The sequence below is a fragment of the Microterricola pindariensis genome (assembly GCF_002936985.1).
Taxonomy (GTDB): domain Bacteria; phylum Actinomycetota; class Actinomycetes; order Actinomycetales; family Microbacteriaceae; genus Microterricola; species Microterricola pindariensis.
The window spans coordinates 1-24,707 of sequence record NZ_MPZN01000047.1; the positions used below are offsets into that span (position 1 = coordinate 1).

Below are 24,707 nucleotides of genomic sequence, written 5' to 3' on the forward strand. Positions count from 1 at the left end.
AAGGTCTGCCCCTCGACGACGACGCGCTGGCCGGCGAAGCCGAAGCCGCCGCCGAAGCCGACGGTGACGAGCACGCCGACGAGTGCGGAGTGGAACACCAGGTTGCCGGTCTCGCGCAGGTAGCCGCGCTCGGCCGAGACCGAGAACTCGCGCTTGCCGCCGACGACGCCGTCGAACAGGGCGGTGCGGTAGCCGGCCGCCTTCAGCTGGCTGCGGGCCGAGTCGATGGCGGATGCCGCGTCGGCCTGCTCGGCCGGAACGGTGCGCGCGGTGAAACCGGCCAGTCGCGAGAGTCGGGCGGGCGTCTTCGGCGGCTTCGCGCGCAGCGCCTGCAGGTGGTGCTTGGTGCGCGGGATCACGCAGCCGATCAGCGAGACGAAGAGCAGCAGGTAGATGCTGGAGAACCAGACGGAGGTGTAGACGTCGAAGGCCTGGATCTTGTCGAGGGCCGGCGCGAGGTCGGGGTTGTCGTTGAAGTACTGGGTGACGCCGTTCGGGTCGCTCGAGCGCTGCGGCACGAGGCTGCCCGGAACGGCGGCGATGGCGAGCAGCAGCAGCAGGAACAGCGCGGTGCGCATGCTGGTGAGCTGGCGCCAGAACCAGCGCAACCAGCCGACGAATCCGAGCTGGGGCTGGTTGATCTCACCCTGTGGCGCGCGATTCGGCGCGCCGGCGTCAACGTAATCAGATGGCCGGGACAAAGCTGCCAATCCCTCCTGCGAGCTGGTAGATCCACAGAGTCCAGAGACCCGAGACCATGAGCACACCGATCGCGATGAGCAGTGCACCTCCGATGATGTTGACGGCACGAATATGCCGTCTGAAGAATGCAACCGATCCAGTGACCCAGCTGAGGCCGAGCGTCACGAGCAGGAACGGCACGCCGAGGCCGATGCAGTAGGCGAGGCCGAGCAGGGCGCCGCGGCCGGCGGAACCGGCATCCGTGCTCAGGCTCATCACGACGGCCAGCGTCGGGCCGATGCACGGCGTCCAGCCGAGGCCGAATACCAGGCCAAGCAGGGGTGCGCCGGCGATGCCGGTGACGGGCTTCCAGGACGGCTTGATGGTGCGCTGCAGGAAGGTGAACTGGCCGATGAAGACGAGTCCCATCAGGATGACGAAGACGCCGAGAATCTGGATGATGAGCGTCTCGTTGGCCGCCAACCACAGGCCGAGCGCCCCGAACAGGGCGCCGTAGGCGACGAAGACGACGGTGAAGCCGAGCACGAACAGCGAGACGCCGAGCAGCAGGCGGCGGCGCACCGCGCGGGCCTCGTCCTTGTCGGCGGGGATCTCGGTGAGCCCGCCGATGTAGCCCAGGTAGCCGGGCACGAGCGGCAGCACGCAGGGAGAGAGGAAGGAGACCAGGCCGGCCAGAATCGCGATCGGGATCGCGAGCAGCAACTGCCCGCTGAAAACGATCTCGCCCACGGTGTTACTCGGCCTCGGCGATGGTGTCCCGCACGAGGGTGCGCAGGATCGACTCGTCCTTGATCTGGCCGAGGATCCGAGCGGCGACGCGCCCCTCTTGGTCGAGCACCAGCGTCGTCGGCACGGCGTTCGGCGGCACCTCGTTGCCGAAGGCCTGCTGCATGCTGCCGTCGTTGATGTCGGCGATCGACGAGTACGTCACGCCGTAGGTCTCCTCGAAGGCGCGCGCCGTGTCGACCTGGTCGCGCACGTTCACACCGAGCAGACTGGCCCCCTGGCCGGCGAACTGCTGGTTCACCGCCTCGAGGGTGGGCGCCTCGGCCCGGCAGGGCGCGCAGCTGGCGTACCAGAAGTTCACCACGAGCACCTCGCCGCGGAAGTCCTCGGAGGAGACCGTCTCGCCGGCGAAGTCCTGCGCCTCGAAGTCGATTGCCTCGCCGCGGTTCTCCAGCGCGATCTCCTTCACGACGCCGGTGCCGGAGATGTAGTTCTTGTTGCTTCCCTCGCGGTACTGCTCGGCGAGCGGGTCGTTCGAGCAGCCGGCCAGCAGGGCGACGGATGCCACGGCGACCGCCACGGCTCCGAGCAGTCGCTTACGGGTGAAAACTGCCATCACACGGCTCCCAGGTCCACGGCATGCGCCGCGATCGATGCGGCCGGCTCGGTGTAGCCGGTCTCCACGAAGGTGCCGCCGAAGCGGCTGAAGCTGGTGATGCTGGAGAGCGCGCAGCGGCGTTGCCGCGGGTCGTGCCAGAGCCGGTCGCCGGCCAGGAAGTTGTGGGTGGTCCAGATGGGCAGCTGGTGGCTGACCATCACAATGTCGCCCTCGGTGCCGTCGGGCAGAAGCGCCGCGGTCTCCCAGGCGTCGTTCATGGCGGCGACCATGCGGGCGGCGATCGATTTGTACGCCTCTCCCCAGCTCGGGCGCAGCGGGTTGACGAGTGCCGGCCAGTTGGCGGGCTGCTTCAGCGCCTCGCGCATCCGCTTGCCCTCGAAGTGGTTCGCCGGCTCGATGATGCGCGGCTCCAGCTGCACGGGCAGGTTCAGCGCGGCCGCGACGGGCGCGGCCGACTCCTGTGTGCGCTGCAGGGGTGAGGCGTAGAGGGCCGAGTAGCGGATGCCGCGGCCGGCCAGATCGGCGGCGGCAGCGGCGGCCATCTCCTGGCCGAGTTCGGAAAGCCGATACCCCGGAAGGCGCCCGTACAGCACGCGCTCGGGATTGTGCACCTCTCCGTGACGGACGAGGTGGATCTGTCTGGCTACCACGGGCTCAAGTCTACGGAGGGGCATGCTGTGAATCTGCCCCGCCTTCCTGTGTGCGCGCTCGCTCAGCTCCCCCAGTTCGCGATCGGCGCCATGATCCGCTCGACGACGCCGTCCGGCGAGGACGCGGTGACGCCCACCGCGAGGGCGGCCGGCTCATAGTCCGGGTAGAACTCGCCCTCGACGGGCTGCTGTTCGAGCAGGAACATCGCCTGCTCGGTGCCGCTGCCCGTGTCGATCCAGTCTCGGTATGAGTGTGCCCCGACCTCAGTGCCCGTCATGCCGACGTGCACGCCGTCGGTGCTGGCAATCGCCACCCCGCCGCTGTCTGCCGTGCCGATCCGCACCATGTAGTTGGGGAACTCGGGGAAGCTCGTCTCCGTGTCGAGGTCGATGAGTTCAAATCCGCCCCAGTTCAGCTCGTCGGCCGCGGCGAAGTGGGTGACGGCATCCCGGTGCGTCACCACGGGTTCCGCGCCGAAGGCCTCGCTCAGTGCGGCGATCGCCGGGGCGGCATCGGCGTCGAAGTAGCCGAACTCGGCCAGGGTCGCTCCGTCATCCGCCAGAATCGCGATGCCCTCGACGGAAACCGTGACGCTGGCCGCGCGCGGTGCCGGCGCGGCTGTGGGCTCCGGCGCAGCTGTGAGCTCCGGCGCAGCTGCGGCGCTCGATTCGGTCGGCTCCAGCGTGTTCGGAACTTGCGCGGCCGGGGCGGCGCAGCTGGCCAAGGCCAGGGCGAGGAATGAGGCGATGACAAGCACCGCAGCGGGCTTCTTCATGGCTGATGCTAACTCGGAGACGCCTCTGCGTCTCGCCGTCAGTTCTGAGGGCAGAGCACCGAAGGTAGGATTGACCGCGTGACTTCTCGTGTATTGATCAAGGACCTTTCCGCCCTGGCCGACGGCCCCGTTACGGTGTCTGGCTGGGTCGATACCGTGCGCGACCAGAAGAAGGTGCAGTTCATCGTGCTGCGCGATGAATCCGGAGCAGCCCAGCTGGTGAACCCGGCCCTGCGCGCCCTCCCGGTGACGGATGCCGAAGCAGGCACCGTGGCGCTCGAGGGCGAGGAGCTGGCGGCAGCCGAGGCCCGCCTGGCCACCACGGAGGCGATCTCGGACCTCGCCAACGGTTCCTTCATCACCGTGACCGGGCAGCTGAAGCAGGACGAGCGCGTCAAGCTCGGCGGCCTCGAGGTCAAGATCGAGAGCCTCACCGTTGTGACCGAGGCCATCGCCGAGACCCCGATCGCCACCGACTCGGGCCTCGACAAGCGCATGGACTGGCGCTTCCTCGACCTGCGCCACCCCAAGCAGAACCTCATCTTCAAGATCCAGACCACCTTCCTGCACGCCATGCGCGAGTACTGGGTCGACAACGACTTCATCGAGATCCAGACGCCGAAGCTGATGGCGTCGGCGAGCGAGTCGCGCGCCGAGCTGTTCGAGGTCGAGTACTTCGAGGGCAAGGCGTACCTGGCGCAGAGCCCGCAGTTCTACAAGCAGATGGCGCAGTCAGCCGGCTTCGGCAAGATCTTCGAGGTCGGCCCGGCCTTCCGCGCAGACCACTCCTTCACCAGCCGCCACGCCACCGAGTTCACCAGCGTCGACACCGAGATCAGCTGGATCGACTCGCACGAAGACGTGATGAACCTGCACGAGGAGCTCCTCGTCGCCGGCTTCACGGCCGTCAAGGCCAAGCACGGCGACGCGATCAAGGAGCTGTTCGACGTCGAGATCACGGTGCCCTCGCGCCCGTTCCCGCGCATCCCGCTCGCCGAGGCGAAGCAGATCGTCGCCGAGCGCGGCTACGAGATCCCCCGCGCCGACGACGACATGGACCCGGAGGGCGAGCGCCAGATCTCGGCGTACGTCGCCGAGAAGCTCGGCCACGAGTTCGTGTTCATCACCGACTACGCGTCCAGCATCCGCCCGTTCTACCACATGCGCCACGAGGGCGACCCGAGCCTGACCAACAGCTACGACCTGCTGTTCAACGGCACCGAGATCTCCACCGGCGCCCAGCGCGAGCACCGCATCGACGTGCTCGTCGCGCAGGCCGAGGACAAGGGCATGGACCCGGAGGAGCTGGGCACCTACCTCGACTTCTTCCGCTACGGCGTGCCGCCGCACGGCGGATTCGGCATGGGCCTGGCCCGCGTGCTGATGCTCATGCTGCACCAGGCGTCGATCCGCGAGGTCACCTACCTCTTCCGCGGCCCGACCCGCCTGGAGCCGTAGGCCCCAGCAGAACGAGAACGAGCGGGGGCTTCCGCACAGTGTCCATCACCGGGACTGTGCGGAAGCCCCCGCTCGGTGCATTGTGGGGCGGTGCGTTGTGGGGCGGCGCTGCTCAGGCCAGCGCGTAGCCGGCCTCGTCGATCGCGGCCGCGACGGAATCCACCGCCAGCGGGGCCTCGCTCTGCACGGTGACGGTCGAGAGGCCGCCCGCGACGAGCGCCACGGCGACGCCGGTGACCCCGGGCAGGGCGCTGAGCTCGGCGGTGACGCTCGTCACGCAGTGCCCGCAGGTCATGCCGGCCACCTGCAGCTCGGTGCTGACGGATGCCGCCGCCTCCTCGAGCGGCTCGACGACCGCCTCGCTGCTGCTGCCGCAGCCCCCGCCGCCGCAGCAGCTGCCGCCCTCCGAGATGCTCGTGAGGCCCAGGTCGGTCGGGTTCAGGTCAGAAGTCGTGGTGTTCGTCATGCCCCCATGGTACCCCCGGGGGGTACGTCGGTGCAACGGCTCAGAAACTCGCGATCCCCTTGCCGACCATGACGACGCCGATCACCAGCAGCAGCACGGCCATCACCGTGGAGTTGTTCTGCTGCAGCCAGACGCGCAGCCGCTCGAGCGGCGCCTCCATCGCCGGGGCCGCGACGAGGTAGGCAATCACCGGCACGGCGACGGATGCCGCGGCGATCACGACGAAGATCGCGAGGCTGAGCACGATCGCGCCGCCATCGAGGCCCGCGCTGCCGACGATGACGCCGGCGCCGGCGGCCATCAGCAGGTTCTTCGGATTCACCGCCGAGAGCACGAAGCCGAGCCCGGCGGCGCGCACCGCGGTCATCGAGTCGATGGCCGACATCCACCCGGGCAGGGCCGCCTCCTCGCCCTCCCTCGGTCGGCCGCGCCACTGCTTGAGGGCGAGCAGCAGCAACAGCGCGCCGATCGCGATCTTGATCCACCCGGCGATCGGCTGGGAGGCATCCGGGTCCTTCTCCGGCAGCACGCTGGAGAGCAGGGTGAACACGCCGACGGCGACGATGATGCCGAGCACCCAGCCGAGCAGGAACCCGACGCTGGTGCTGCGCGCCCGGGGCGAGAGCAGCATGAGGATCGCGGCGATGATCGGGATCGGGCTGATCGCAATGCCGAGCGCGAGCGGGAGGATGTTGCCGATTACTGGACCCATGGTGCTCCTTCGTGGCGCGGAACGCGCATCAGTGGGGTGGGGTCGACGGGCCGGCGGGCGCCGCCGTCGGGGTGCTGCTGCCGATCAGCATCGGCGGTTGCCGGGTGACCATCAGCCAGATCGGCAGCACGATGATGCAGAGCAGCGGCAGCACCGTGATGTCGGCCACCACGGTCACCGCCATGAACAACGAGAGCCAGCCGTCCCTGGTGACCACCAGGACCATGCCGAGCACGCCGGACGCGATCGCCAGGCTGGGCGGGATCCCGGCGAACACCGCATGGGCGACCAGGCCGACCGCAACTCCGATGAACGCGGCGGGAAAAACCCGCCCGCCCCGGAACCCGGCCGTTGCGGCGATGAGGAGGGCGGCCAGCTTGATCAGCGTCACGGCCACAAGCTGTCCGACGCTGAGCTCGGCGGCATTAGCCGTGAGGTCCTTCATCTCCGTCAGGCCCTTGAACAGTGTGTCCGGGCCGCCGAGGACGCCGAGGACGCCGAGCAGCGACCCCGCGATCGTCAACGGCAGCACGGGGTTGCGCAGGAGGTGGAAGGGGCGGTGCAGCAGCGGGAAGAGGTAGACGCCGAGGAGGCCGAGGAGCACGGCGACGGCCGCGACGGCAACGCCGCTCACCAGGTCGATCAGCTCGGGGGCGCCCAGAGCCGGCACGTCGACGGACAGGTTGGGCCGACCGGCGATCGCCATCACCAGCGATCCGGTCCCGGCCGAGACGAGCGGCAGGAAGAGTTTGTCCCAGAGTGCGCCGCCGCCGCTCGTCATCCCCACGATCCCGGTGAGGACCAGGGCCGCCCCGACCGGCGTCCCGAACAGTGCGCCGATCGTGCCGGCGGCGCTCATCAGCACCACGAGCTGGAGGGGCACCCGGGGCCAGAGCTTGGCCGTGATGGCCACGGTCAGCGCGGTGTTGATCGCGATGACCGGATTCTCCGGGCCGAGGCTCACGCCGCCAGCCTCGCCGATCACCAACACGGCGGCGAGGGCGGGAAGCACGCCGATCGCGAGCGGCGGCGCCACGAGGCCCGTCGTCGCCGGGTCCGGCCCGGCGTGACCGGGCGCGAGCCAGACGATCAGCCCGACGATGAGCCCGGTCAGCGTGAGCACGCCCATCGTCCACCAGCCGGTGGTGTCGCCGACGCCGAGAAGGCCGGGCAGCCCCTGCCAGACGAGCGTCTCCAGCCAGTCGGCGAGCACGGTCAGGGCGATCAGCACGACGGCCGTCACGAGGCCGATCAGGATCGCCGGGATCGAGAGCAGGAGCGCCGTCCGCGGGGACGGCGCACCCGCTGGCTGCTCGCCGTGTGTATCGGTCGACGCGGTCATCAGAGCTCCCCTGCAGGTGTCAGCGGAGGCGGGGGCAGCGCGGAGGTGACGCTGGCCGCTAGCTGGCGCTCTGCGCACGCGGCGGCGAGCGCCGTCACGACGGCAGAGCTGACGGCGACGCCGCGCATCGGATGGTGCCAGTACTGCACCCTGGCGGTGATCCGCCGTGGCTCGACCGAGACGATGAGGGTCCGCGCCGGTTCGGTCGCCTGCACCCCGTCGACCGCGGATGCCGCGGCGGAGAGCACCTCGCCGAGCCGTTCCGGCGGCAGCACCCCCGCGGCAACGCGCACCTCCACCTCGCTGCGGCGCGCACCCGCCTGCGAGTGGTTGACGACCGGGTCCTGCAGCAGCCGCCCGTTGGGCACGTGCACGGTGCGCCCGTCGACGGTGCGCAGTATCACCGTGCGGCCGTTGAGCTCGAGCACGGTGCCGACGTAGTCGTCGGTGGCGATCTCGTCGCCCGGCTTGATCGGATGCCGCGACTGCAGCACGACGCCGGCCGCGAAGTTGTCGGCGACGCCGCGCAGCGCGAGCGCGATGACGACCCCGACGATGATCGCGATGGCGAGCAGCGGCTGCACCGAGGCGCCGAGGAAGCTCAGCCCGATGCCGATGCCCAGCAGGATCACCACGTACTTCGCGATCCGCGCGATGAGCAGGGTCGCGCCCGGCGAGATCCCCGGAGTCCGGGTGAGCAGCGCCGTCACACCGCGCTTGACGAAGATCGAGACGACCCAGCCCGCGATGACCACCAGCGTCGCGATCAGCAGGTCCCATCCGCTGATGTCGCTGGAGCCGAAGAAGTCGCTCACCGCGCCGCCGTCCATCCTGTTACCCCATCCCGGACTCGACGCTGTCGAACACCCGACCGTCGGCCTCGAGCCCGCGGAACCAGCTCGTGCGCCGGGCAATCAGGAGGGCGGCATCCTGGACGGCGGCAATGCGCAGCTGCACCCCCTGCGACGCCAGCTCCCTGTCCAGGTCGGCGAGCGTGTCGAGCACGGTGACCGACGTCGTTGCCATGCGGCCGAGGTCGAGAACCACCGCGCCTAGTCCCTCGGCGGCCAGGGCGGCTGCGAGCACCGCCTGCTCGGTCTCCAACACGTTCGCGGTGTACAGCGGCCCGCCCACGACGACGGCGAGCACCGGGCCGCGCCGCTCCCCCACCGTGACCCTGACCTTGCTGAGCTCGATGAGGATCAGCAGCAGGGTCAGGGCGACCCCGACAGCGACGGCCGGGAGCAGCCCGGCGGTGAGGCCGACGGCGGCGGTGGCGACCGCGGTCCAGAAGTCGGGGCGGTTGACCCGCGCCAGCCGCAGCAGCGCCGGCACGTCGATGAGCCCGATGACGGCGACGAACACCATCGAGGCCAGCGTCGCCTCCGGCAAGAGGCTCAGCACCGGCCCGAGGAAGAGCGCGACGAGCACCGCGAACGCCACGGTCACCAGCGTCGACAGCTGCGAGCGCGCCCCCGCGGCGAGGTTCACCGCGCTCTGCGAGAAGCCGCCCGCAGCCGGCAGCGTGGAGAAGAACGACCCGGCGATGCTGGCGGCCGAGGTGGCGAGCAGCTCCTGGTTGCTGTCGATCTGCTTCTCGCCGGCCGCGCGGATGCCGCGGGCCACCGCCGCCGACTCGAGGAACGCCATCACGGCGATGGCGAGCGCGCCGGGAATCAGGTCCACGATGTCGCCGAGCACCGGCAGGCTCGGCAGCGGCAGGCCCTGCGGCACCGGCGCGATCACCGAGACCCCCGCCGCTCGCGCCCCGGTGAAGGCGATGAGCAGGATGCCGCCGGCCACCACGATGAGCGGCCCCGGAATGCGCGGGGCGAAGCGCTTGAACCCGTACAGCACGGCGATCGAGCAGACGGAGAGCAGGAGCGTCGGAACGTTCACGGTGGGCAGCGCCACGATCACCGCATTGATCGAGCGGATGAAACCGTGCCCGGTGAAGTTGCTGTCGACGCCGAGCAGCGTGGGCAGCTGCCCGACGGCGACGGTCGCCCCCACCCCGATCTGGATGCCGAGGATCGTGGACTTGTTGATGTTCTCGACGATGGCGCCCAGCCGGAGCAGGCGGGCCGCCAGCAGGATGGCGCCGACCAGCAGGGTCAGCGTCGTCAGGTCGCGCACGGCGTCATCCGAGCCGACGGCCACCCCGGCGCTCACCAGCGTCGTCGCGGTGAGGGTGGCGATCGTCGATGTGGTCGAGACGCTCATCGCGCGGGAGCCGCCGAGCAGGGCGTACACGAGCATCGGCACCATGCAGCTGTACAGACCGATCTGCACGGGCAGGCTCGCGATGGTGGCATACGCCATCCCCTGCGGCACGACGACCGCCCCGGCGGCGAGCCCCGCGATGACGTCGCGCCCGATCCACTCGCGCCGGTATCCTCGCAGCGTCGGCGCGAACCAGTCGCGCCGCTTCTCCGCGGGTGGTCGCGGCCCCGGCGTCGATGTCACGGGCCGGCTCCCCAGGCCCGTCACGCGGTGCCCGCGGCGGCCTGCGGCACGAACACGCTCGACCAGTCGTCGCGCACGCTGACGACGGTGAAGTCGTGCTCGGCCGCCGCGGCGAGCGCCCGCTCCGCCCCGGAGTCGTAGGGCGTATCGCCACGCCCGGAGGTGTCGTCGTGGCGGATCAGCAGCGCGAGGGAGTCCGGGCTGCCCTGGGCGTAGCGCAGCATCTCGATGTCGCCGTTGGAGTTGCCGGCGGCGAGGATCGGGCGGCGCCCGATCCTGGTCCAGATGCGCACCGGCTTCATCGGGCCGTCATCCATGAAGTCGAAGGCTGCCCCGTAACGCACCTCGGCGCTCTCGGCGTCATAGCTCAGCCCGACCGCGGAGCCGACCACCCGCTCGGGCGGGATGCCGTAGTACTCGCTCGTGATCGGTCGCATGAAGTCCCGGTCGCCGCCCGAGATGATGTAGCAGCTGAAGCCGTGCGCCTCCAGGTAGCGCAGCAGCTCGATCATCGGCTGGTAGACGGCTCCGCGATAGGGCGTGCCGAGGGTTGGGTGCCGCGCGCTGCGGTAGAACTCGGCGACAGCCCTCTCGTAGTCCTGAACGGCGACGCCGTCCGTCGAGGTGAGGATGGCCCCGATCAGCAGCTTCAGATCGCTGTCGTCGCCCGCATAGTGCTTGTCGACGGCGGCGCTCAGCCAGCCGAAGTCGCCCCCGACCGCGGCCGCGTACGGCTGGCGCTCGGCCAGTGCGGGGTCCGCCGACGCCGCGGCCGCCCACTGCTGCACGATGTAGTGCAGCTGCGTCGGCATCGGCTTCTCCGTCCACAGCGTTCCGTCGTTGTCGAAGACCGCCACACGCTCGGCGGGTGGAACCGCCCCCGGCCCGGCCCCGCTCACCCGCTCGACGAAGTCGACGATGCGCCGGCGCGTCGGGGTCTCCGCCCACGATCTCAGCGTGTCCCGCATCCGAATACCCCCTCCGACCCCGCGGGCCCCGACCGATCAGGCGGGGCCGCGCAGCTCAACTCGGTTCAGCTCAGTTCGGCTCAGCTCAGCTCAGCTCAGTCTCTGGCGTACGCCGCGGCCAGGTGCGCCTCGACGTCGACGTACACGTCGTCGCCGATGTCGAACACGACCTTCTCGATCGTTCCGCCGGTGAACTCGAACCGCGACCCCGTGTAAGCGCTGGAGACGGCGTCGCCGCTGTCGTAGCCGATGCAGAGGCCCTCGCCGCAGAGCGAGAAGTGGCCGAGCACCGTGCGGATCTCCTGCTGGGCGACGAGCCGCTCGTCGATGTAGAGCTTGAGCGGCCCGATGCCCTCCCGGTACTCCCCCATCCGCTCCTTGGTGAACTCCACGCCGATCACGTGCTTGCCCGTGAGGGTCAGCGGCGCCGAGATGCGGTCCTCTGGCGGGATGCCGAGGAAGTTGTACGCATACGTGACCTCCCCGTCCTTGATGAACAGTGCGTGCCCCCCGAAGCGCGAGCCGTGGGCGAAGATGACGCCCTCGGTGTCCGTTGTGAGGTCGACCTCGGCGAGGATCTTGTACGAGACGCCATGCACGTTCGCCGCAGAGCGCTCGGGGATCTCCGTCGTGCCGGGGTAGTAGGTGTACTGCCCGCTCGGCGTCACCGGAACCTTGAACTCCATGCCGAGGAAGGTCTCGTAGTCCTTCGCGTTGCCGATGATCTGCAGGTCGTTCAGCGGCAGCACCTTGTTGGCCTTCGCCTCGCTCAGCCAGAGTGCCTTGAGCTCGTCGAGCTTCTCGGGGAACTGTGCCGCCAGGTCGTGTGCCTCCGAGCGGTCGACATCCGTGTGGAAGAGCTGCCACACATCGTTCTCGAAGCCGCTCATGCCGCTCATCGGTCCGTGCTCGGCCACGGCCTTCCAGCCCTTGTGCCAGATCGCCCGACTGCCCAGCATCTCGTAGTACTGGGTCTCCTTGTTCGTGGGCCCGTCTGCCGAGGCGTCGAAGGAGTAGCGCATCGAGACTCCGTCGAGGGCGCTCTGCTCGACACCGTTGTAGCTGCTCGGCATCTCGACGCCGCAGACGTCGAGGATGGTCGCCACGATGTCGGTGGAGTGGTGGTACTGGTTGCGCACCTCGCCCTTGGCCTTGATGCCGGCCGGCCAATGGATGACCATCGGGTCGCACACGCCGCCCTGGTAGGTGTAGCGCTTGAACATTCGATAGGGAGCGGAGAAGGCCATCGCCCACCCTGTCGGGTAGTGGTTGTAGGTGTCCGGGCTGCCGAGTTTGTCGACCATGGTGAGGTTCTGTGCCTCGTCGTCGGGGAACCCACCGAAGACCTTGCCCTCATTGACCGAGCCGTTGGGGCTGCCCTCGCCCGATGAGCCGTTGTCGGCGCAATAGATCACAATGGTGTTCTCGAGCTGCCCGGACTCTTCGAGGTAGTCGATGATGCGGCCGACCTGGGCGTCGGTGTACTCCGAGAATCCGGCGAACACCTCGGCCATGCGCGAGAACATGGCCTTCTCCTCATCGTTGAGCTCGGCCCAGGGGCGCACCTCATCGGTCTGGGTGTAGGTGCCCTCCGGCATGGGGTTGATGTCGGCGAAGACGGTGTCCGCCGGCAGGAGCCCACGTTCGATCATGCGGGGAACAACCCAGTCGCGATACGCCTCATAGCCATCGTCGAACATGCCCTTGTACTTGGCGATGTACTCGTCCGGGGCGTGGTGCGGGGCGTGGTTGGCTCCGGGGCAGAACCACAGGTACCAGGGCTTGTCCGGCTCCGTCTGCTTCGAGTCCCTGATCATCTTGAGCGCCTGATCGGCCAGGTCCTTCGAGAGGTGATAGCCGTCCTCCGGCAGGGCCGGCTGATCGATGTAGTGGTTGTCCTCGGCGAGCGACGGGTACCAGTTGTTGGTCTCGCCCCCGATGAAGCCGTAGAAACGGTCATAGCCCTGGCCGAGCGGCCAGTTCTTCTTCGAGGCGCCGGCCGTCCACTCGTCGATCGGCACATTGTGGTTCTTGCCGACCCAGTAGGTGGACCATCCGGCGTCGCGCAGGATATTCGCCATCGTGGCGTTCTCCGGCGGGATGTGCGAGTTGTACCCCGGGAAGCCCGTCGAGGACTCGGAGATCGTCGCGAAGCCGTTGGAATGGTGATTCCGGCCGGTCAGGAACGTCGACCTGGTCGGCGAGCAGAGCGCCGTCGTGTGCCACTGCGAGTAGGTGAGGCCGTCGGCCGCGAGCCGGTCCATCGTGGGCATGTTGATGCGACCGCCGTAGGGCGACCAGGCCGCCTGGCCGGTGTCGTCGTAGAGCACGACGAGCACATTCGGCGCGCCCACCGGGGCGGTGGAGCCCAGGAAGGCCTCCCAGTCGGGGACGGAGTCCCGAACGTCCAGCTTGATGCTGCCGGTGAATTCCTTGGCCACGAGCCGCTCCCCACCTCACACGAGTTCCCGGTGCGAGGCCGCCAGCGCACTGCAGGACTGGCGGCGCCGCCAGCGCGACGCGCTGTTCGACAATCTAGACCGGGTCCCGCGCGAAAATCTAGGGCGGCAGGATTCTCGAGGCGGTGGCGGGCAAAGCGTGTCATGTACTTCCGCTGGCTGGGAGAACGGCGATAGCGTGTCCCCAGCGGCCTCCAACCGGGAACGTCACACAGCACGATGAGGGGAAGAGTCAATGAGCATCTGGGAAAACTTCTGGAACGTCCTGTGGGCGTTCTTCTGGGCATTCGCATTCATCGCCTACCTGTTCGCCATCTTCGCGATCATCGGCGACCTGTTCCGCGACCACAAGCTGAACGGGTGGTGGAAGGCGCTCTGGATCATCTTCCTGATCTTCCTGCCGTTCCTGACCGCGCTGGTGTACCTCATCGCCCGCGGCAAGGGCATGGCCGAGCGCCAGGCCAAGGACGTCGCCGCCGCGCAGCGCGCGAGCGAGCAGTACATCAAGCAGGTTGCCAGCTCGTCGAGCCCCGCCGAGGAGATCAACAAGGCCAAGGCCCTGCTGGACTCCGGCGCCATCACGCAGGCCGAGTTTGACGCGCTGAAGGCCAAGGCGCTCGCCTAGGCCTTCACACACGCAGAACGCGCATGCCCCGGGCCCCGGGGCATGCGCGTTTCCCGTTGCCGGGCGCTACGCGTCGAGCTGGAAGTCGACGCAGCTGCGCTCGGCCACGACGGACTTGATGAATCCGGCCACGGCGACGTGCCCCGGGTGCACCTGGTAGCCGGCCAGCGCGGCCTCGTCGGCGTAGTCGGCGATCAGCACGACATCCCAGTTGGCGCCCGGATTCAGCACGTTGAGGCCGACGTCGATGGCGCTCATTCCGTCGATCTGGCCGCGCAGGCCCTCCAGGCCGGCCTTGATCTCGGCGGCCTGCGCTGCCTTCAGCGTGGGGTCGCTCGCCGCGAGCCTCCACGACACGATGTGGCGGATGGTCATTGTGCCTCCTGCAGGGCCTTCGCGAGGCGCACCGGGTCGATGCGCCAGTAGTTGTGCACCGCGCCGTTGATCAACACGACCGGGATCTCCTCGACGAAGCGCTCGTGCAGGGCGGGATCGTCAAGGATCGACTTCTCCTCGAACACGATCGCGTCGGCGGGATGCTCGGTGGCCAGATCGGCCAGCACCGCGGCCACGACCTCGCGCGCGTCGTCGCAGAGGTGGCATCCGGGCTTGCCGATGAGCGTCAGAACGGGGGTGGTCACCGTTCCAGCCTAGCTCGGGCCCCACACGCCGAGCGGACCGCCGGGGCGCAGGAATCGACGCTTTAACAGCAATAAGCGCTAGACCCAGGGGTCTAGCGCTCGCTGCCTGAAGGACCCACCGCGCGGACGCGGCGAGTTCTCCGGCTTACTTCTTGTTGCGACGCTGGTGGCGAGTCTTACGAAGCAACTTACGGTGCTTCTTCTTCGCCATACGCTTGCGGCGCTTCTTGATTACAGAACCCACACAAACCTCACAAGATTTTGGATGACTGCGAGTGCAGCCGAAACTAAGTGGCCAGTCTACCGGATTCGACGGGGTTCTCTTGCCGAAAGTTCACCCAGAACCGCTGACGTGGTGCTCAACGGCCTCTTGAACGGCGGATTCCGGCACCCGAAAAGAACGTCCGAATCTGATGGCGGGCAGTTTTCCGGCGTGCACCAGCCGGTACACGGTCATCTTGGAAACCCGCATCATCGCGGCGACTTCGGCGACCGTCAGGAAGCGCACATCAGAAAGATCCTGTGCCATGATTCCTCGCTCGCGGCCCGGCGGGCCCCGGGTAGGCCCTCGCTGCACGGTGCGCGTGTGACAGGCGTGACTCGAGTGACGCGTGCAGGTGACGAAACTCTAGGCCGCGGGCGCACACTTGTCTAGGGCCGGGATTTCGCCCGGCTCACTCCGCGGAGGTGCAGCGCGGCACTACTCGTAGCGGCGCCACTTCTTGGGGGCGACATCCTTCACCACGGAGCTGACCTTCACGGAGGTGTCGGCGAACGCCTTGCCGATCGCGGTCGCGAACGCCCGCTGCTCGTCCTTGAGGCCGGCATCCGCGAAGTCACCCTCGCGCACGACAGCGTCGAAGTCGACGCTCAGAAATGGGATCAGCCAGTCCTCGATCGCTTCCAGCGGGGCGTGGTCGAGGTGGTAGTAGCGGTGCTGGCCCTCCTCGCGCACGGCAACCAGGCGGGCCTCACGCAGCACCTTGAGGTGCTTGGAGACGGTCGGCTGGCTGAGCCCGAGCTCCGCGACGATCTCCGAGACGCTGATCTCGCCCGCCGCATCTGAGCGGGTGTTGTGCTTCGCCAACAGGATGCCCAAAATGTCGCGTCGGGTCGGGTCTGCTACCACGTCAAAGATGTCCGCCATGGGATCAAGGCTAGTCACTCCCTGTGGGGAGTACCATGACCATTCGACACAGCGCGTGTCCGGCGGAGAGGAATAGATCGGTATGGCGATGCGCCAACTGCGTGCACCGCTCAGGTTGAGCTCCGTACCCGGGCGTATCCGCGACGGTGTCGACCACTTCGCGGGCCACTCCCCGTCGCGCTTCGCGATCGCCATCTTCACCGCGCTCGTCATGCTGTTCACGCTGCTCTTCTCGCTGCCGATTGCGGCCGAGAACGGGCAGGTCACCGCGCTGCCGGATGCCCTGTTCACCGCCGTCTCGGTCATCTGCGTCACGGGCCTCTCCACGGTGAACATGGCCACGCACTGGTCGGACTTCGGCGACGTGCTCGTGTTCATCGGTGTCAACGTCGGCGGCATCGGCGTGTTGACGCTGGCCTCGATCCTCGGCATGGTCATCTCGCGCCGCCTCGGGCTGCGCGCCAAACTGCTGGCGGCCAGCGACACCAACCCGTCCCGCATCCACGTCGGCCCGGTCAATGAGGGCCAGACGGTGCGCCTCGGCGAGGTGGGCAACCTGCTCGCGACCGTGGCGGTGAGCGCCCTCGTCATCGAGGCCGTCGTGGCGCTGATGCTGTTCCCCCGCATGCTTGCCGTCGGCGTGCAGGCGGGCGAGGCCGCCTGGCACAGCCTCTACTACGCGGCCATGGCCTTCACCAACACGGGCTTCAACCCCAACCCAGCGGGCCTGACACCGTGGGCCGACGACTACTTCTTCCTCTCGGCACTGATGGTGGGCGTCATCCTGGGCGCCATCGGCTTCCCGGTGATCTACGCCCTGGTGCGCGGCTGGCGGCGCCCCCGCCGCTGGTCGGTGCACGTCAAGCTGACGCTCGTGACGTTCGGCCTGCTGCTGGCCGCCGGCGGCCTGCTCTACATCCTGCTCGAGTTCGACAACCCCAAGACCTTCGGCGGCCACGGCGCGGCAGAGACGATCTTCCAGGCCTTCTTCCTCTCGGTGATGACGCGCTCCGGCGGTTTCGCCACGATCAACATCGCCGACCTGCACGGCTCCAGCCTGCTCGTCAGCGACATGCTCATGTTCATCGGCGGCGGCTCCGCGTCCACCGCCGGCGGCATCAAGGTCACCACGCTGGCCGTCCTGTTCCTGGCCGCCTTCGCCGAGGCCAGGGGCAACGAGTCGATGGAGGCGTTCGGCCGCCGCATCCCGCGCGACATCCTGCGCCTCGCCGTCAGCGTCGTGCTCTGGGGCGCCACCATCGTCGCCGTCTCCAGCATCGCCATCCTGCAGATCACGAAGGCACCGTTCGACTACGTGCTGTTCGACGTGATCTCGGCCTTCGCCACCTGTGGGCTCTCGACGGGGCTCACCGCCGAGCTGCCGCCGGAGGGCGTCTACATCATGGCCGCCACGATGTTCATGGGCCGGATTGGTACAGTGACACTCGCGGCAGCCCTGGCATCCAGCGAGCGCCGCCAGCTGTTCAAACGCCCAGAGGAGAGGCCCATCGTTGGTTGATCGCAATAGACACGACGCCCCGGTGCTCGTGATCGGCCTCGGCCGCTTCGGCGCGGCCACGGCCGGCCAGCTCGACCGGCTCGGCCGCGAGGTGCTCGTCGTCGACGACAGCGCCGCCCTCGTGCAGAAGTGGGCGGAGCGCGTGACGCACGCCGTGCAGGCGGACGCCCGCTCGATCGACGCGCTGCGTCAGATCGGCGCGCAGGACTTCTCGGTCGCCGTCTGCGCCGTCGGCTCCTCGGTCGAGGCCAGCGTGCTGATCACCGCCAACCTCGTCGACCTCGGCATCCCGCAGATCTGGGCGAAGGCCATCTCGCAGTCGCACGGCAAGATCTTGGAGCGCATCGGCGCCAACCACGTGATCTACCCCGAGGCGGAGGCCGGCGAGCGCACCGCCCACCTGGTGAGCGGCCGCATGCTCGACTTCATCGAGTTCGACGACGACTTCGCCCTCGTGAAGATGTACCCGCCGAAGCCGATCCGCGGCAAGTCGCTGACCGACTCCGGTGTGCGCACCAAACACCGCATCACCGTCGTCGGCGTGAAGAGCCCCGGCCGCCCGTTCACCTACGCGACGGCCGACACCGTGATCTCCAACCACGACCTCATCATCGCCTCCGGAACCGAGGGCGACCTCGAGCGTTTCGCGGCCCTCGGCACCTGAGAACGGGCCGCCTAGGGCTGACTATCGGCAGCCTTTCGCTGAGCGTTAGCCATGTATTAACTGTGCGTTAGCTGGGGAAAATGCGCTCATAATTGGGTAAGTGAACGCACGACAAGGCCCCAAAACTTCCCGTTTCAAAAACCCCCTCGCCCAATGGGCGAACGCCATCGGCTACCTCATCTTCCTCAGCCGCTGGCTGCAGGCGCCGCTCTACCTGGGCCTGATCGTCGCACAGGGGCTCTACGCCGCCGTGTTCATCAACGAGCTGATCGGCATGAGCGACGCGGTGCTCTCCGACCCGATGGACATCGACGCGAACACGGTGATGCTCGGGGTGCTCGGGCTGATCGACGTCGTCATGGTCGCGAACCTCGTGATCATGGTCGTGGTCGGCGGCTACGAGACGTTCGTGTCCAAGATCGACACCGGCGAGTCCCAGGACCGGCCGGAGTGGCTGAGCACCGTCAACGCGAACGTGCTGAAGACGAAGCTCGCGATGTCGATCGTCGGCATCTCGTCCATCCACCTGCTGAAGACCTTCATCGAGGTCTCCAACCTCGGCGGCTCGGGGCACGGCGCCACCGAGACGTACACCGTATCCGGCGTGCTCTGGCAGTCGATCATCCACACGATCTTCATCGTCTCCGCGATCAGCCTCGCCTGGATCGACCGCTGGGGCGCGATGGCCGAATTTGAAGAACGCGAACTTGTAATCGAAGAGACCGAGGCAGGAATCCGATGAACCCGGCAACCCCCACCCCCACAATCGGATCCCGCTGGACGAACTCGGTCGGCAGCCTGATCTTCCTCAGCCGCTGGCTGCAGGCCCCGCTCTACCTCGGCCTCATCGTCGCCCAGCTGCTCTACGTGCTCCAGTTCATGGGCGAGCTCTGGCACCTCGCCGAGCACGTCGTGACCGACCCGCGGAAGGCGGAGCAGGCCGTCGTCATGCTCGGGGTGCTCGGGCTCATCGACGTGGTGATGATCGCCAACCTGCTCATCATGGTGATCATCGGCGGCTACGAGACCTTCGTCTCGAAGCTGAACCTCGAGGACAGCCGGGATCGCCCGGAGTGGCTCTCCCACGTCAACTCAAACGTCCTCAAGACGAAGCTCGCAATGTCGATCATCGGCATCTCCTCGATTCACCTCCTGAAGACGTTCATCGAGGTGAACGACCTCGGCGCCGAGGAGGTGGAGAACCTGACCGGCGAGGTCTACTCGGAGGCCGGCGTGCTCTGGCAGGTCGCCATCCACACCATCTTCATCCTCTCCGCCCTCGGCCTGGCCTGGATCGACCGCTGGCACAACAAGGACGCGGCCCGCAGCCGCCGCCTCATGATCAAGGAGCGCAAGCTCGGGATCCTCCACGAGGGCCCCGACGCCGGAGCCCGGGAGATCGCGGAACTCGAAGCGGCCGTCGGCGGCCCCGAGCTCGTCGATTCCTCGCCCCGCTCCTAGAGCGCACCACGAAACGGCCTGGCGGTGCACCGCCAGGCCGTTTTCTGTGCTCGGGTGCCGCGGAGCGGCTAGCCGGCGGCGAGCTCGCGGGCGCGGGCGAGCGCGGCATCCGTCGCCTCGTCGAACAGGGCGCTCAGGCCGGCCCGCTCGAGCACGGCAATGGCCCGCTCGGTGGTGCCCTTCGGGCTGGTGACGCGGCGGCGCAGCTCGGCCGGGCTCTCGCCGGATGCCGCGAGCAGCTCGCTCGCGCCGAGGAAGGTGTCGTTCACCATGAGCGCGGCCTGCTCCGGGGTGAACCCCTTCGCCACGGCCGTGGCCGTGAGCTGCTCGATCAGGTAGAAGACGTAGGCGGGCCCGGAGCCCGAGATCGTGCTGAGCGGGTCGATCTGCTCCTCGGGGATGACCAGCACCGAGCCGACGGTCTCGAACAGGGCCACGGCGAGCGCCAGCTGCTCGGCGGAGGCGCGGGCGCCGGCGGCGAGCCCGGTGACGGCCCGCCCGACGACGGCCGGGGTGTTCGGCATGGAGCGGATCACGGCGACAGACTCCGGGAGCAGCGACTCGAAGGTCGCGATCGTGACGCCGGCGGCGACGCTGATGACGAGGGTGCCCGGATCGAGCGCGTCGGCGATCTCGCGGAGCAGGTCGGGCACCATCGCGGGCTTCACCGCGACCACGACGATCTGCGCGCCGCGCACCGCGGCGCGGTTCGCCTCGGGGTCTTCCTCCGTCGCGAACGCCGTGACGCCCTCCAGCGCGGCGGACTCGGCAGCCCGTGCGGCCGTTCGGTTGGTGGTGCGGATGCCGCCGGCGACGACGACCTCTGGCTTCAGCAGCCCCGCGATGACGGCACCCGCCATCGATCCGGCGCCGAGGAACGTGATTGCAGGCAGGTGTGTAGTGGTCACGCCACCATCCTAGGATTACCCCATGAGTGCATCGGGTGGAAACAAGGCGATCATCGCGGCCTTCCTCGCTAATACGGGTATCGCCATCACCAAATTCATCGCGGCCGCCCTCTCGGGCTCCTCCTCGATGCTCGCCGAGGGCGTGCACTCCGTCGCCGATGCCGGCAACCAGCTGCTCCTGCTGCTCGGTGGGCGCAAGGCCAAGCGCAAGGCGAACGCGGAGCACCCCTTCGGCTTCGGACGCGAACGCTACGTCTACGCCTTCGTCGTGTCGATCATCCTGTTCTCCGTCGGTGGCGTGTTCTCGCTCTATGAGGGCGTCAGCAAGCTGCAGGACCCGCATCCGCTCGACCCGGCCTGGTGGTGGCTGCCGATCGTCGTGCTGCTCATCGCGATCGTGCTCGAGTCGTTCTCGCTGCGCACCGCCGTGCGCGAGAGCAACCACGTGCGCGGCAAGCAGGGCTGGGTGGCGTTCATCCGCCACTCCAAGGCCCCCGAGCTGCCCGTCGTGCTGCTCGAGGACGTCGCGGCCCTCTGCGGCCTCGTCTTCGCCCTCATCGGCGTCGGCCTCACCGCGATCACCGGCGACGGCCTCTACGACGCCATCGGCACCCTGTTCATCGGCCTCCTGCTCATAGCCGTCGCCGTTGTGCTCGGAATCGAGACCAAGAGCCTGCTCGTGGGCGAGGGCGCGAACCCCGCGGATGCCGCCGCCATCGAGGACGCGATCATGGCCGGCACCGAGCACGAGGGCATCATCCACATGAAGACGCTCTACCTCGGCCCGGAGGAGCTGCTGGTCGGCGCCAAGATCGCCTTCCCGGCGGGCAAGCGCTTCTCCGACGTCGCACACGACATCGACGCGATCGAGGCCCGCATCCGCGTGGCCGTGCCGACCGCCCGGGTGATCTACCTGGAGCCCGACGTCTTCTCCAAGTTCAACGGCCCCAATCCGCCGACCGACACCATCGTGATCAAGGGCCTCGAGTAGCCATGGCCTCCCAGAACAGCTCTCCGACGCGGGATGACGCAGGCGCCGGCGACCGGCTGCGCACGGCGCTCGTGCTGCGGCACGACGAGACGATCCACCTCGGCAACCTGGAGCCGGTGCTGCGGGAGCACGGCTACGCGCTGACGGTGCTGGACACCCCGGGCGCCGACTTCTCGGCCGTCGACCCGGCCGCGGCCGACCTGGTCGTCGTGCTCGGCGGCGACATGGGCGTGTATGAGAGCGCGGAGCACCCCTACCTCGTCGAGGAGATCGCCCTGATTCGCGCCCGGATCGCGGCTGAGCGCCCGGTCTTCGGTGTCTGCCTCGGCGCGCAGCTGATGGCGGAGTCGCTCGGCAGCACGGTCTACAAGGGCCCGAGCAACGAGATCGGTTACCGCAGCGTCGAGCCCACCGTCGAGGGTGCCAGCTCGCCGGTGCGCCACATCGCCGGGGTTCCCGTGATGCAGTGGCACAGCGACACCTTCGAGCTGCCGGAGGGCGTGACCCGGCTGGCCGGTTCGCCGGAGTACCGCAACGAGGCGTTCGGCATCGGCAACTGGGCGCTGGCCGTGCAGTTTCACCCCGAGGTGACGCCGGAGATGCACGAGCGCTGGCTCGAGGACAGCGCGGAGGCACTCGCAGCTGAGGGCGTCGACGCGGACACGCTGCGGGCCGAGAACGAGCGCTACAACGCCACGATGCAGCAGGCCTCGCGCCGACTGTTCAGCGAGTACCTCGACGGCATCGCCGAGTAGTGCCGGCATCGGGCGCTGTTGGCTTCGGTCGCTGGCGCTCCCTCGAGCCAACGGGGAGGCCCCTCTCCCGCTGGTCGAGGAGGCCAGCCCGCGCGGCAGCTAGGGCCGGCGGGCCGGGTCGGCGAAGAACTCGGTGAGCAGCGCCGCGCACTCGGCCTCCTCCACGCCGGCGAACACCTCGACGCGGTGCTGCAGCCTGCGGTCGCGCAGCACGTCGTAGACAGAGCCGGACGCCCCGGCCTTCTCGTCCCAGGCGCCGAAGACGACGACCGGCAGCCGGGCCGCGAGGATCGCGCCGGCGCACATCACGCAGGGCTCCAGAGTGACCACGAGCGTGCAGCCCTCGAGCCGCCAGTCGCGCCGCGCCGCGGTCGCCGCCCGCATCGCCACGATCTCGGCGTGCGCGGTCGGGTCGCTCAGCAGCTCCCGCTCGTTGCGACCGGTGGCGATCACGGAGCCCGCTTCATCGAGCAGAACCGCCCCGACCGGCACGTCGCCGGTGGCCAGCGCGCCCCTCGCCTCGGCGATGGCGCGCCGCATCCACTCGCTGTGCAGTGCCTGCTGGCTCATGTTCTCCTCCCGGACGGCCATTTTCGCCTCATTCCGGGGCGCGGTCGAACTAAGATTGAGCCTATGCGAGTACACGTTGCAGACCACCCGCTCATCACGCACAAGCTGACGGTGCTGCGCGACAAGAACACCTCATCACCGGTGTTCCGCTCACTCACCGAAGAGCTCATGACGCTCCTCGCCTACGAGGGCACCCGCAATGTGCGGGTCGAGCCGGTCACCATCCAGACGCCCGTCGCCGAGACCCAGGGTGTGCGCATTGGCGACCCCAAGCCGCTGATCGTTCCGATCCTGCGCGCCGGCCTCGGCATGCTCGAGGGCATGGTCAAGCTCGTCCCCACCGCAGAGGTCGGCTTCCTCGGCATGGCCCGCGACGAGGAGACCCTCGAGCCGACCACCTACGCCGAGCGCCTGCCCGACGACCTCTCCGACCGCCAGTGCTTCGTGCTCGACCCGATGCTGGCCACCGGCGGCTCCCTGGCCGCGGCCATCGAGTTCCTGTTCCAGCGCGGCGCCAAGGACGTCACGGCGATCTGCATCCTCGGCACCCCCGAGGGCCTGGAGGCCGTCGAGAAGGCCATGGCCGGCCGCGAGATCACCATCGTGCTCGGCGCCCTCGACGAGCGCCTCAACGAGCACGGCTACATCGTGCCGGGCCTCGGCGACGCCGGCGACCGCCTGTACGGCACCGTCTAGGAACCCCCTTTCACGGATGCCGCGGCATCCGTTCACGCCGCCGTCCAGCCTGCGCACCGCCAGGCCGGGCGGCGGCGTTTCCGTCGCAATGCAGCTTCTTCGCCGTGCAACGCGCCGAACGTGATACGGGTCACGAAAATCCGACGAATTCGCATTTCATCGTCGATTCTTTCGCAGATGCCCTCATTGTCATGGATCATGCCGCCTCGCCCGGTGCGCACCGCACACCATGCGTGCCGCAGCGCGTCATTTTCGGTCACTGAATTGACACCCGGCGTAACACTCGCTTAACTACAGCCATGACAACGAACGCTCACCCCCTGACCTCCTTCGAGGCACAGAGGACTACCGGGATGATGATGCCCGGTGGTAACGCTTCGTTCTGTCGAATGTGCCGCTGACCCGCGAACCACAGTCGAGAACGCTCTGACCGGGCCACGCCCCCGATCGGTCGAACTCCCGAAGCCCCGCACACGGAGCGCTTCGCACCGGTGACGGCCTCTGACGCCGCTTCACCCGCAGCTTCGCTGCTTCGTTCTCGAACCCTCAGGTCGCCAATGAACGCCGACCCGCTGGGCCCTCCACAGGGCCGCGGTGAGCGCGTCCGCGCGGGGTTCCACGCTTCTCACATCATCAGAAGGACACCCCATGTCGATTGCACAGCTCTCCCCCGCTCCCCGTTCCTCCGCCCGCGCTGAGCTCTCGCTCGCCCCGGCGCCCGCCGCCGCCCCCGCCCCGCGCATCCGCGCCGTGCCGGAGGGCACCGAGGCCCGCGGCTTCGTGCTGTACGTCGGGCTCGACGAGGCCAAGGCCGCCGCGGAGGGCACCAGCCTGCACCGCCTGGTCGAGGCCCTCAAGGAGCTCGCCGCCGAGATTGCCCCCAGCTCCCAGACCTACGCCGCCGTCGCGCTGGCCCCGCAGGGCTCCGGCGGCCGCGACGTCGACGTCGTTCGCCTCGCACTGCAGGACCCGGCCGCCCTGGCCAAGCACCGCCAGCTCGACGAGTCGGATGCCGACCGGCACCCGGCCGGCGTGATCGTCGACATCAGCCGCAAGCGTGTGCTGCTCGACGGCGACCCCGCCGCGCTCACCTACAAGGAGTTCGAGCTGCTGCAGTACCTGGTGCTGCGCGAGGGCCGCACCATCGACCGCGCCGAGCTCATCGGCTCGCTCTGGAACGCCGACGAGGACGAGGCGCCCAACGAGCGCACCATCGACGTGCACGTGCGCCGCCTGCGCTCGAAGCTCGGCGGTTACGAGGACATCGTGCGCACCGTGCGCGGCATCGGCTACCGCTTCGACCGTCACGCCGACGTGTCGATCCACCAGGCCTCGACCCCCAGCCCCGACTTCTTCTAGAGCCGGAGGGACTGGTACGCGCGCATG

The 24,707-nt window shown here is 68.6% G+C and carries 30 protein-coding genes; 10 read left to right on the top strand and 20 right to left on the bottom strand.

What is annotated here, in order from left to right; translation table 11 throughout:
* The 5 genes from GY24_RS12790 to GY24_RS12810 form a co-directional block, all read right to left on the bottom strand.
* A partial coding sequence (locus GY24_RS12790) for a cytochrome c biogenesis protein ResB (RefSeq protein WP_145958842.1) occupies nucleotides 1–701 on the bottom strand: 701 nt, incomplete at its 3' end.
* The gene (locus tag GY24_RS12795) at nucleotides 685–1,431 is read right to left on the bottom strand and encodes a cytochrome c biogenesis CcdA family protein (RefSeq protein ID WP_104476371.1); all 747 of its coding nucleotides are present in this window, start codon (nucleotides 1,429–1,431) and stop codon (nucleotides 685–687) included. The genes GY24_RS12795 and GY24_RS12790, both read right to left, overlap by 17 nt.
* Before the next feature lie 4 nt (nucleotides 1,432–1,435).
* Nucleotides 1,436–2,044, bottom strand: coding sequence for a TlpA family protein disulfide reductase (locus GY24_RS12800; RefSeq protein WP_083362641.1), 609 nt, complete (start codon nucleotides 2,042–2,044; stop codon nucleotides 1,436–1,438).
* Nucleotides 2,044–2,697 (bottom strand): histidine phosphatase family protein, encoded by a 654-nt coding sequence (locus GY24_RS12805; protein ID WP_104476373.1) that lies wholly within the window; start codon nucleotides 2,695–2,697, stop codon nucleotides 2,044–2,046. Before GY24_RS12805 ends, GY24_RS12800 begins: the two co-directional genes overlap by 1 nt.
* 62 nt (nucleotides 2,698–2,759) lie before the next feature.
* A complete protein-coding gene (locus GY24_RS12810) occupies nucleotides 2,760–3,473 on the bottom strand; it encodes a hypothetical protein (protein WP_104476375.1) in 714 nt (237 codons plus the stop codon).
* 78 nt (nucleotides 3,474–3,551) lie between these two features.
* On the opposite strand from GY24_RS12810, the gene aspS reads away from it, so the two are divergent.
* Complete coding sequence (gene aspS / locus GY24_RS12815) at nucleotides 3,552–4,931, top strand: aspartate--tRNA(Asn) ligase (protein WP_104476377.1); 1,380 nt, start codon at nucleotides 3,552–3,554, stop codon at nucleotides 4,929–4,931.
* A gap of 112 nt (nucleotides 4,932–5,043) precedes the next feature.
* Here aspS and GY24_RS12820 read toward each other — a convergent pair whose 3' ends face one another.
* From GY24_RS12820 to GY24_RS12850, 7 genes are all read right to left on the bottom strand, one after another.
* Nucleotides 5,044–5,397: a heavy-metal-associated domain-containing protein gene (locus tag GY24_RS12820; protein WP_104476379.1), complete on the bottom strand. Its 354-nt coding sequence runs from the start codon at nucleotides 5,395–5,397 to the stop codon at nucleotides 5,044–5,046.
* A 40-nt stretch (nucleotides 5,398–5,437) separates the two neighbouring features.
* On the bottom strand, nucleotides 5,438–6,109 hold the full coding sequence (locus tag GY24_RS12825; RefSeq protein ID WP_104476382.1) for a GAP family protein: 672 nt from the start codon (nucleotides 6,107–6,109) through the stop codon (nucleotides 5,438–5,440).
* A gap of 28 nt (nucleotides 6,110–6,137) precedes the next feature.
* Nucleotides 6,138–7,451, bottom strand: coding sequence for an ion channel protein (locus GY24_RS12830; protein WP_104476384.1), 1,314 nt, complete (start codon nucleotides 7,449–7,451; stop codon nucleotides 6,138–6,140).
* Complete coding sequence (locus GY24_RS12835; protein ID WP_104476386.1) at nucleotides 7,451–8,281, bottom strand: mechanosensitive ion channel family protein; 831 nt, start codon at nucleotides 8,279–8,281, stop codon at nucleotides 7,451–7,453. The genes GY24_RS12830 and GY24_RS12835 overlap by 1 nt, the downstream gene beginning before the upstream one ends.
* Before the next feature lie 4 nt (nucleotides 8,282–8,285).
* Nucleotides 8,286–9,917, bottom strand: coding sequence for a SulP family inorganic anion transporter (locus GY24_RS12840; protein ID WP_104476388.1), 1,632 nt, complete (start codon nucleotides 9,915–9,917; stop codon nucleotides 8,286–8,288).
* A 20-nt stretch (nucleotides 9,918–9,937) separates the two neighbouring features.
* Complete coding sequence (locus GY24_RS12845; protein ID WP_104476390.1) at nucleotides 9,938–10,885, bottom strand: HAD family hydrolase; 948 nt, start codon at nucleotides 10,883–10,885, stop codon at nucleotides 9,938–9,940.
* A gap of 95 nt (nucleotides 10,886–10,980) precedes the next feature.
* Entirely contained in the window at nucleotides 10,981–13,326 is a 2,346-nt protein-coding gene (locus tag GY24_RS12850; protein ID WP_104476392.1) for an arylsulfatase, read from the bottom strand.
* Between the two features lie 253 nt (nucleotides 13,327–13,579).
* Between GY24_RS12850 and GY24_RS12855 the strand changes: the two genes are divergently transcribed.
* A complete protein-coding gene (locus GY24_RS12855) occupies nucleotides 13,580–13,969 on the top strand; it encodes an SHOCT domain-containing protein (RefSeq protein ID WP_083362630.1) in 390 nt (129 codons plus the stop codon).
* 66 nt (nucleotides 13,970–14,035) lie between these two features.
* On the opposite strand, the gene GY24_RS12860 is transcribed toward GY24_RS12855, so the two are convergent.
* From GY24_RS12860 to GY24_RS12880, 5 genes are all read right to left on the bottom strand, one after another.
* Nucleotides 14,036–14,344, bottom strand: a complete 309-nt coding sequence (locus GY24_RS12860) for a Dabb family protein (protein WP_104476394.1) — start codon at nucleotides 14,342–14,344, stop codon at nucleotides 14,036–14,038.
* Complete coding sequence (locus tag GY24_RS12865) at nucleotides 14,341–14,610, bottom strand: glutaredoxin family protein (RefSeq protein ID WP_104476396.1); 270 nt, start codon at nucleotides 14,608–14,610, stop codon at nucleotides 14,341–14,343. The genes GY24_RS12860 and GY24_RS12865 overlap by 4 nt, the downstream gene beginning before the upstream one ends.
* A 145-nt stretch (nucleotides 14,611–14,755) precedes the next feature.
* Nucleotides 14,756–14,854, bottom strand: coding sequence for a 30S ribosomal protein bS22 (locus GY24_RS12870; protein WP_003792170.1), 99 nt, complete (start codon nucleotides 14,852–14,854; stop codon nucleotides 14,756–14,758).
* A gap of 90 nt (nucleotides 14,855–14,944) precedes the next feature.
* Nucleotides 14,945–15,139 (bottom strand): helix-turn-helix domain-containing protein, encoded by a 195-nt coding sequence (locus tag GY24_RS12875; RefSeq protein ID WP_083362627.1) that lies wholly within the window; start codon nucleotides 15,137–15,139, stop codon nucleotides 14,945–14,947.
* Nucleotides 15,140–15,310: 171 nt separating this feature from the next.
* Nucleotides 15,311–15,757 (bottom strand): ArsR/SmtB family transcription factor, encoded by a 447-nt coding sequence (locus tag GY24_RS12880; protein WP_083362626.1) that lies wholly within the window; start codon nucleotides 15,755–15,757, stop codon nucleotides 15,311–15,313.
* A gap of 88 nt (nucleotides 15,758–15,845) precedes the next feature.
* Here GY24_RS12880 and GY24_RS12885 point away from each other — a divergent pair, with 88 nt between their 5' ends.
* The 4 genes from GY24_RS12885 to GY24_RS12900 all read left to right on the top strand — a co-directional run bounded on the left by GY24_RS12885 (nucleotide 15,846) and on the right by GY24_RS12900 (nucleotide 19,401).
* The gene (locus tag GY24_RS12885; RefSeq protein WP_193953581.1) at nucleotides 15,846–17,276 is read left to right on the top strand and encodes a TrkH family potassium uptake protein; all 1,431 of its coding nucleotides are present in this window, start codon (nucleotides 15,846–15,848) and stop codon (nucleotides 17,274–17,276) included.
* Entirely contained in the window at nucleotides 17,269–17,940 is a 672-nt protein-coding gene (locus GY24_RS12890; RefSeq protein WP_083362624.1) for a potassium channel family protein, read from the top strand. Before GY24_RS12885 ends, GY24_RS12890 begins: the two co-directional genes overlap by 8 nt.
* A 100-nt stretch (nucleotides 17,941–18,040) precedes the next feature.
* On the top strand, nucleotides 18,041–18,682 hold the full coding sequence (locus tag GY24_RS12895; protein ID WP_202972946.1) for a TIGR00645 family protein: 642 nt from the start codon (nucleotides 18,041–18,043) through the stop codon (nucleotides 18,680–18,682).
* Entirely contained in the window at nucleotides 18,679–19,401 is a 723-nt protein-coding gene (locus GY24_RS12900) for a TIGR00645 family protein (protein ID WP_104476400.1), read from the top strand. The genes GY24_RS12895 and GY24_RS12900 overlap by 4 nt, the downstream gene beginning before the upstream one ends.
* A gap of 68 nt (nucleotides 19,402–19,469) precedes the next feature.
* On the opposite strand, the gene proC is transcribed toward GY24_RS12900, so the two are convergent.
* Nucleotides 19,470–20,309, bottom strand: a complete 840-nt coding sequence (gene proC / locus GY24_RS12905) for a pyrroline-5-carboxylate reductase (RefSeq protein WP_104476402.1) — start codon at nucleotides 20,307–20,309, stop codon at nucleotides 19,470–19,472.
* 22 nt (nucleotides 20,310–20,331) lie between these two features.
* Between proC and GY24_RS12910 the strand changes: the two genes are divergently transcribed.
* Together GY24_RS12910 and GY24_RS12915 are read left to right on the top strand one after the other, a co-directional pair.
* Nucleotides 20,332–21,300: a cation diffusion facilitator family transporter gene (locus GY24_RS12910; RefSeq protein WP_083362621.1), complete on the top strand. Its 969-nt coding sequence runs from the start codon at nucleotides 20,332–20,334 to the stop codon at nucleotides 21,298–21,300.
* A 2-nt stretch (nucleotides 21,301–21,302) separates the two neighbouring features.
* The gene (locus GY24_RS12915; RefSeq protein ID WP_104476404.1) at nucleotides 21,303–22,055 is read left to right on the top strand and encodes a glutamine amidotransferase; all 753 of its coding nucleotides are present in this window, start codon (nucleotides 21,303–21,305) and stop codon (nucleotides 22,053–22,055) included.
* 99 nt (nucleotides 22,056–22,154) lie between these two features.
* Here the strand turns inward: GY24_RS12915 and tadA are convergent, their stop codons facing one another.
* Nucleotides 22,155–22,625, bottom strand: a complete 471-nt coding sequence (gene tadA, locus GY24_RS12920) for a tRNA adenosine(34) deaminase TadA (RefSeq protein WP_233279357.1) — start codon at nucleotides 22,623–22,625, stop codon at nucleotides 22,155–22,157.
* A gap of 63 nt (nucleotides 22,626–22,688) precedes the next feature.
* Here tadA and upp point away from each other — a divergent pair, with 63 nt between their 5' ends.
* The gene (gene upp / locus GY24_RS12925; protein ID WP_083362618.1) at nucleotides 22,689–23,321 is read left to right on the top strand and encodes a uracil phosphoribosyltransferase; all 633 of its coding nucleotides are present in this window, start codon (nucleotides 22,689–22,691) and stop codon (nucleotides 23,319–23,321) included.
* A gap of 32 nt (nucleotides 23,322–23,353) precedes the next feature.
* Here upp and GY24_RS17530 read toward each other — a convergent pair whose 3' ends face one another.
* Entirely contained in the window at nucleotides 23,354–23,581 is a 228-nt protein-coding gene (locus GY24_RS17530; RefSeq protein WP_133161190.1) for a hypothetical protein, read from the bottom strand.
* A gap of 388 nt (nucleotides 23,582–23,969) precedes the next feature.
* Here GY24_RS17530 and GY24_RS12930 point away from each other — a divergent pair, with 388 nt between their 5' ends.
* Nucleotides 23,970–24,680 carry a winged helix-turn-helix domain-containing protein gene (locus GY24_RS12930; RefSeq protein ID WP_104476406.1) on the top strand — a complete coding sequence of 237 codons (711 nt, stop codon included), beginning with the start codon at nucleotides 23,970–23,972 and terminating at the stop codon, nucleotides 24,678–24,680.
* The last annotated feature ends 27 nt before the right edge of the window (nucleotides 24,681–24,707 follow it).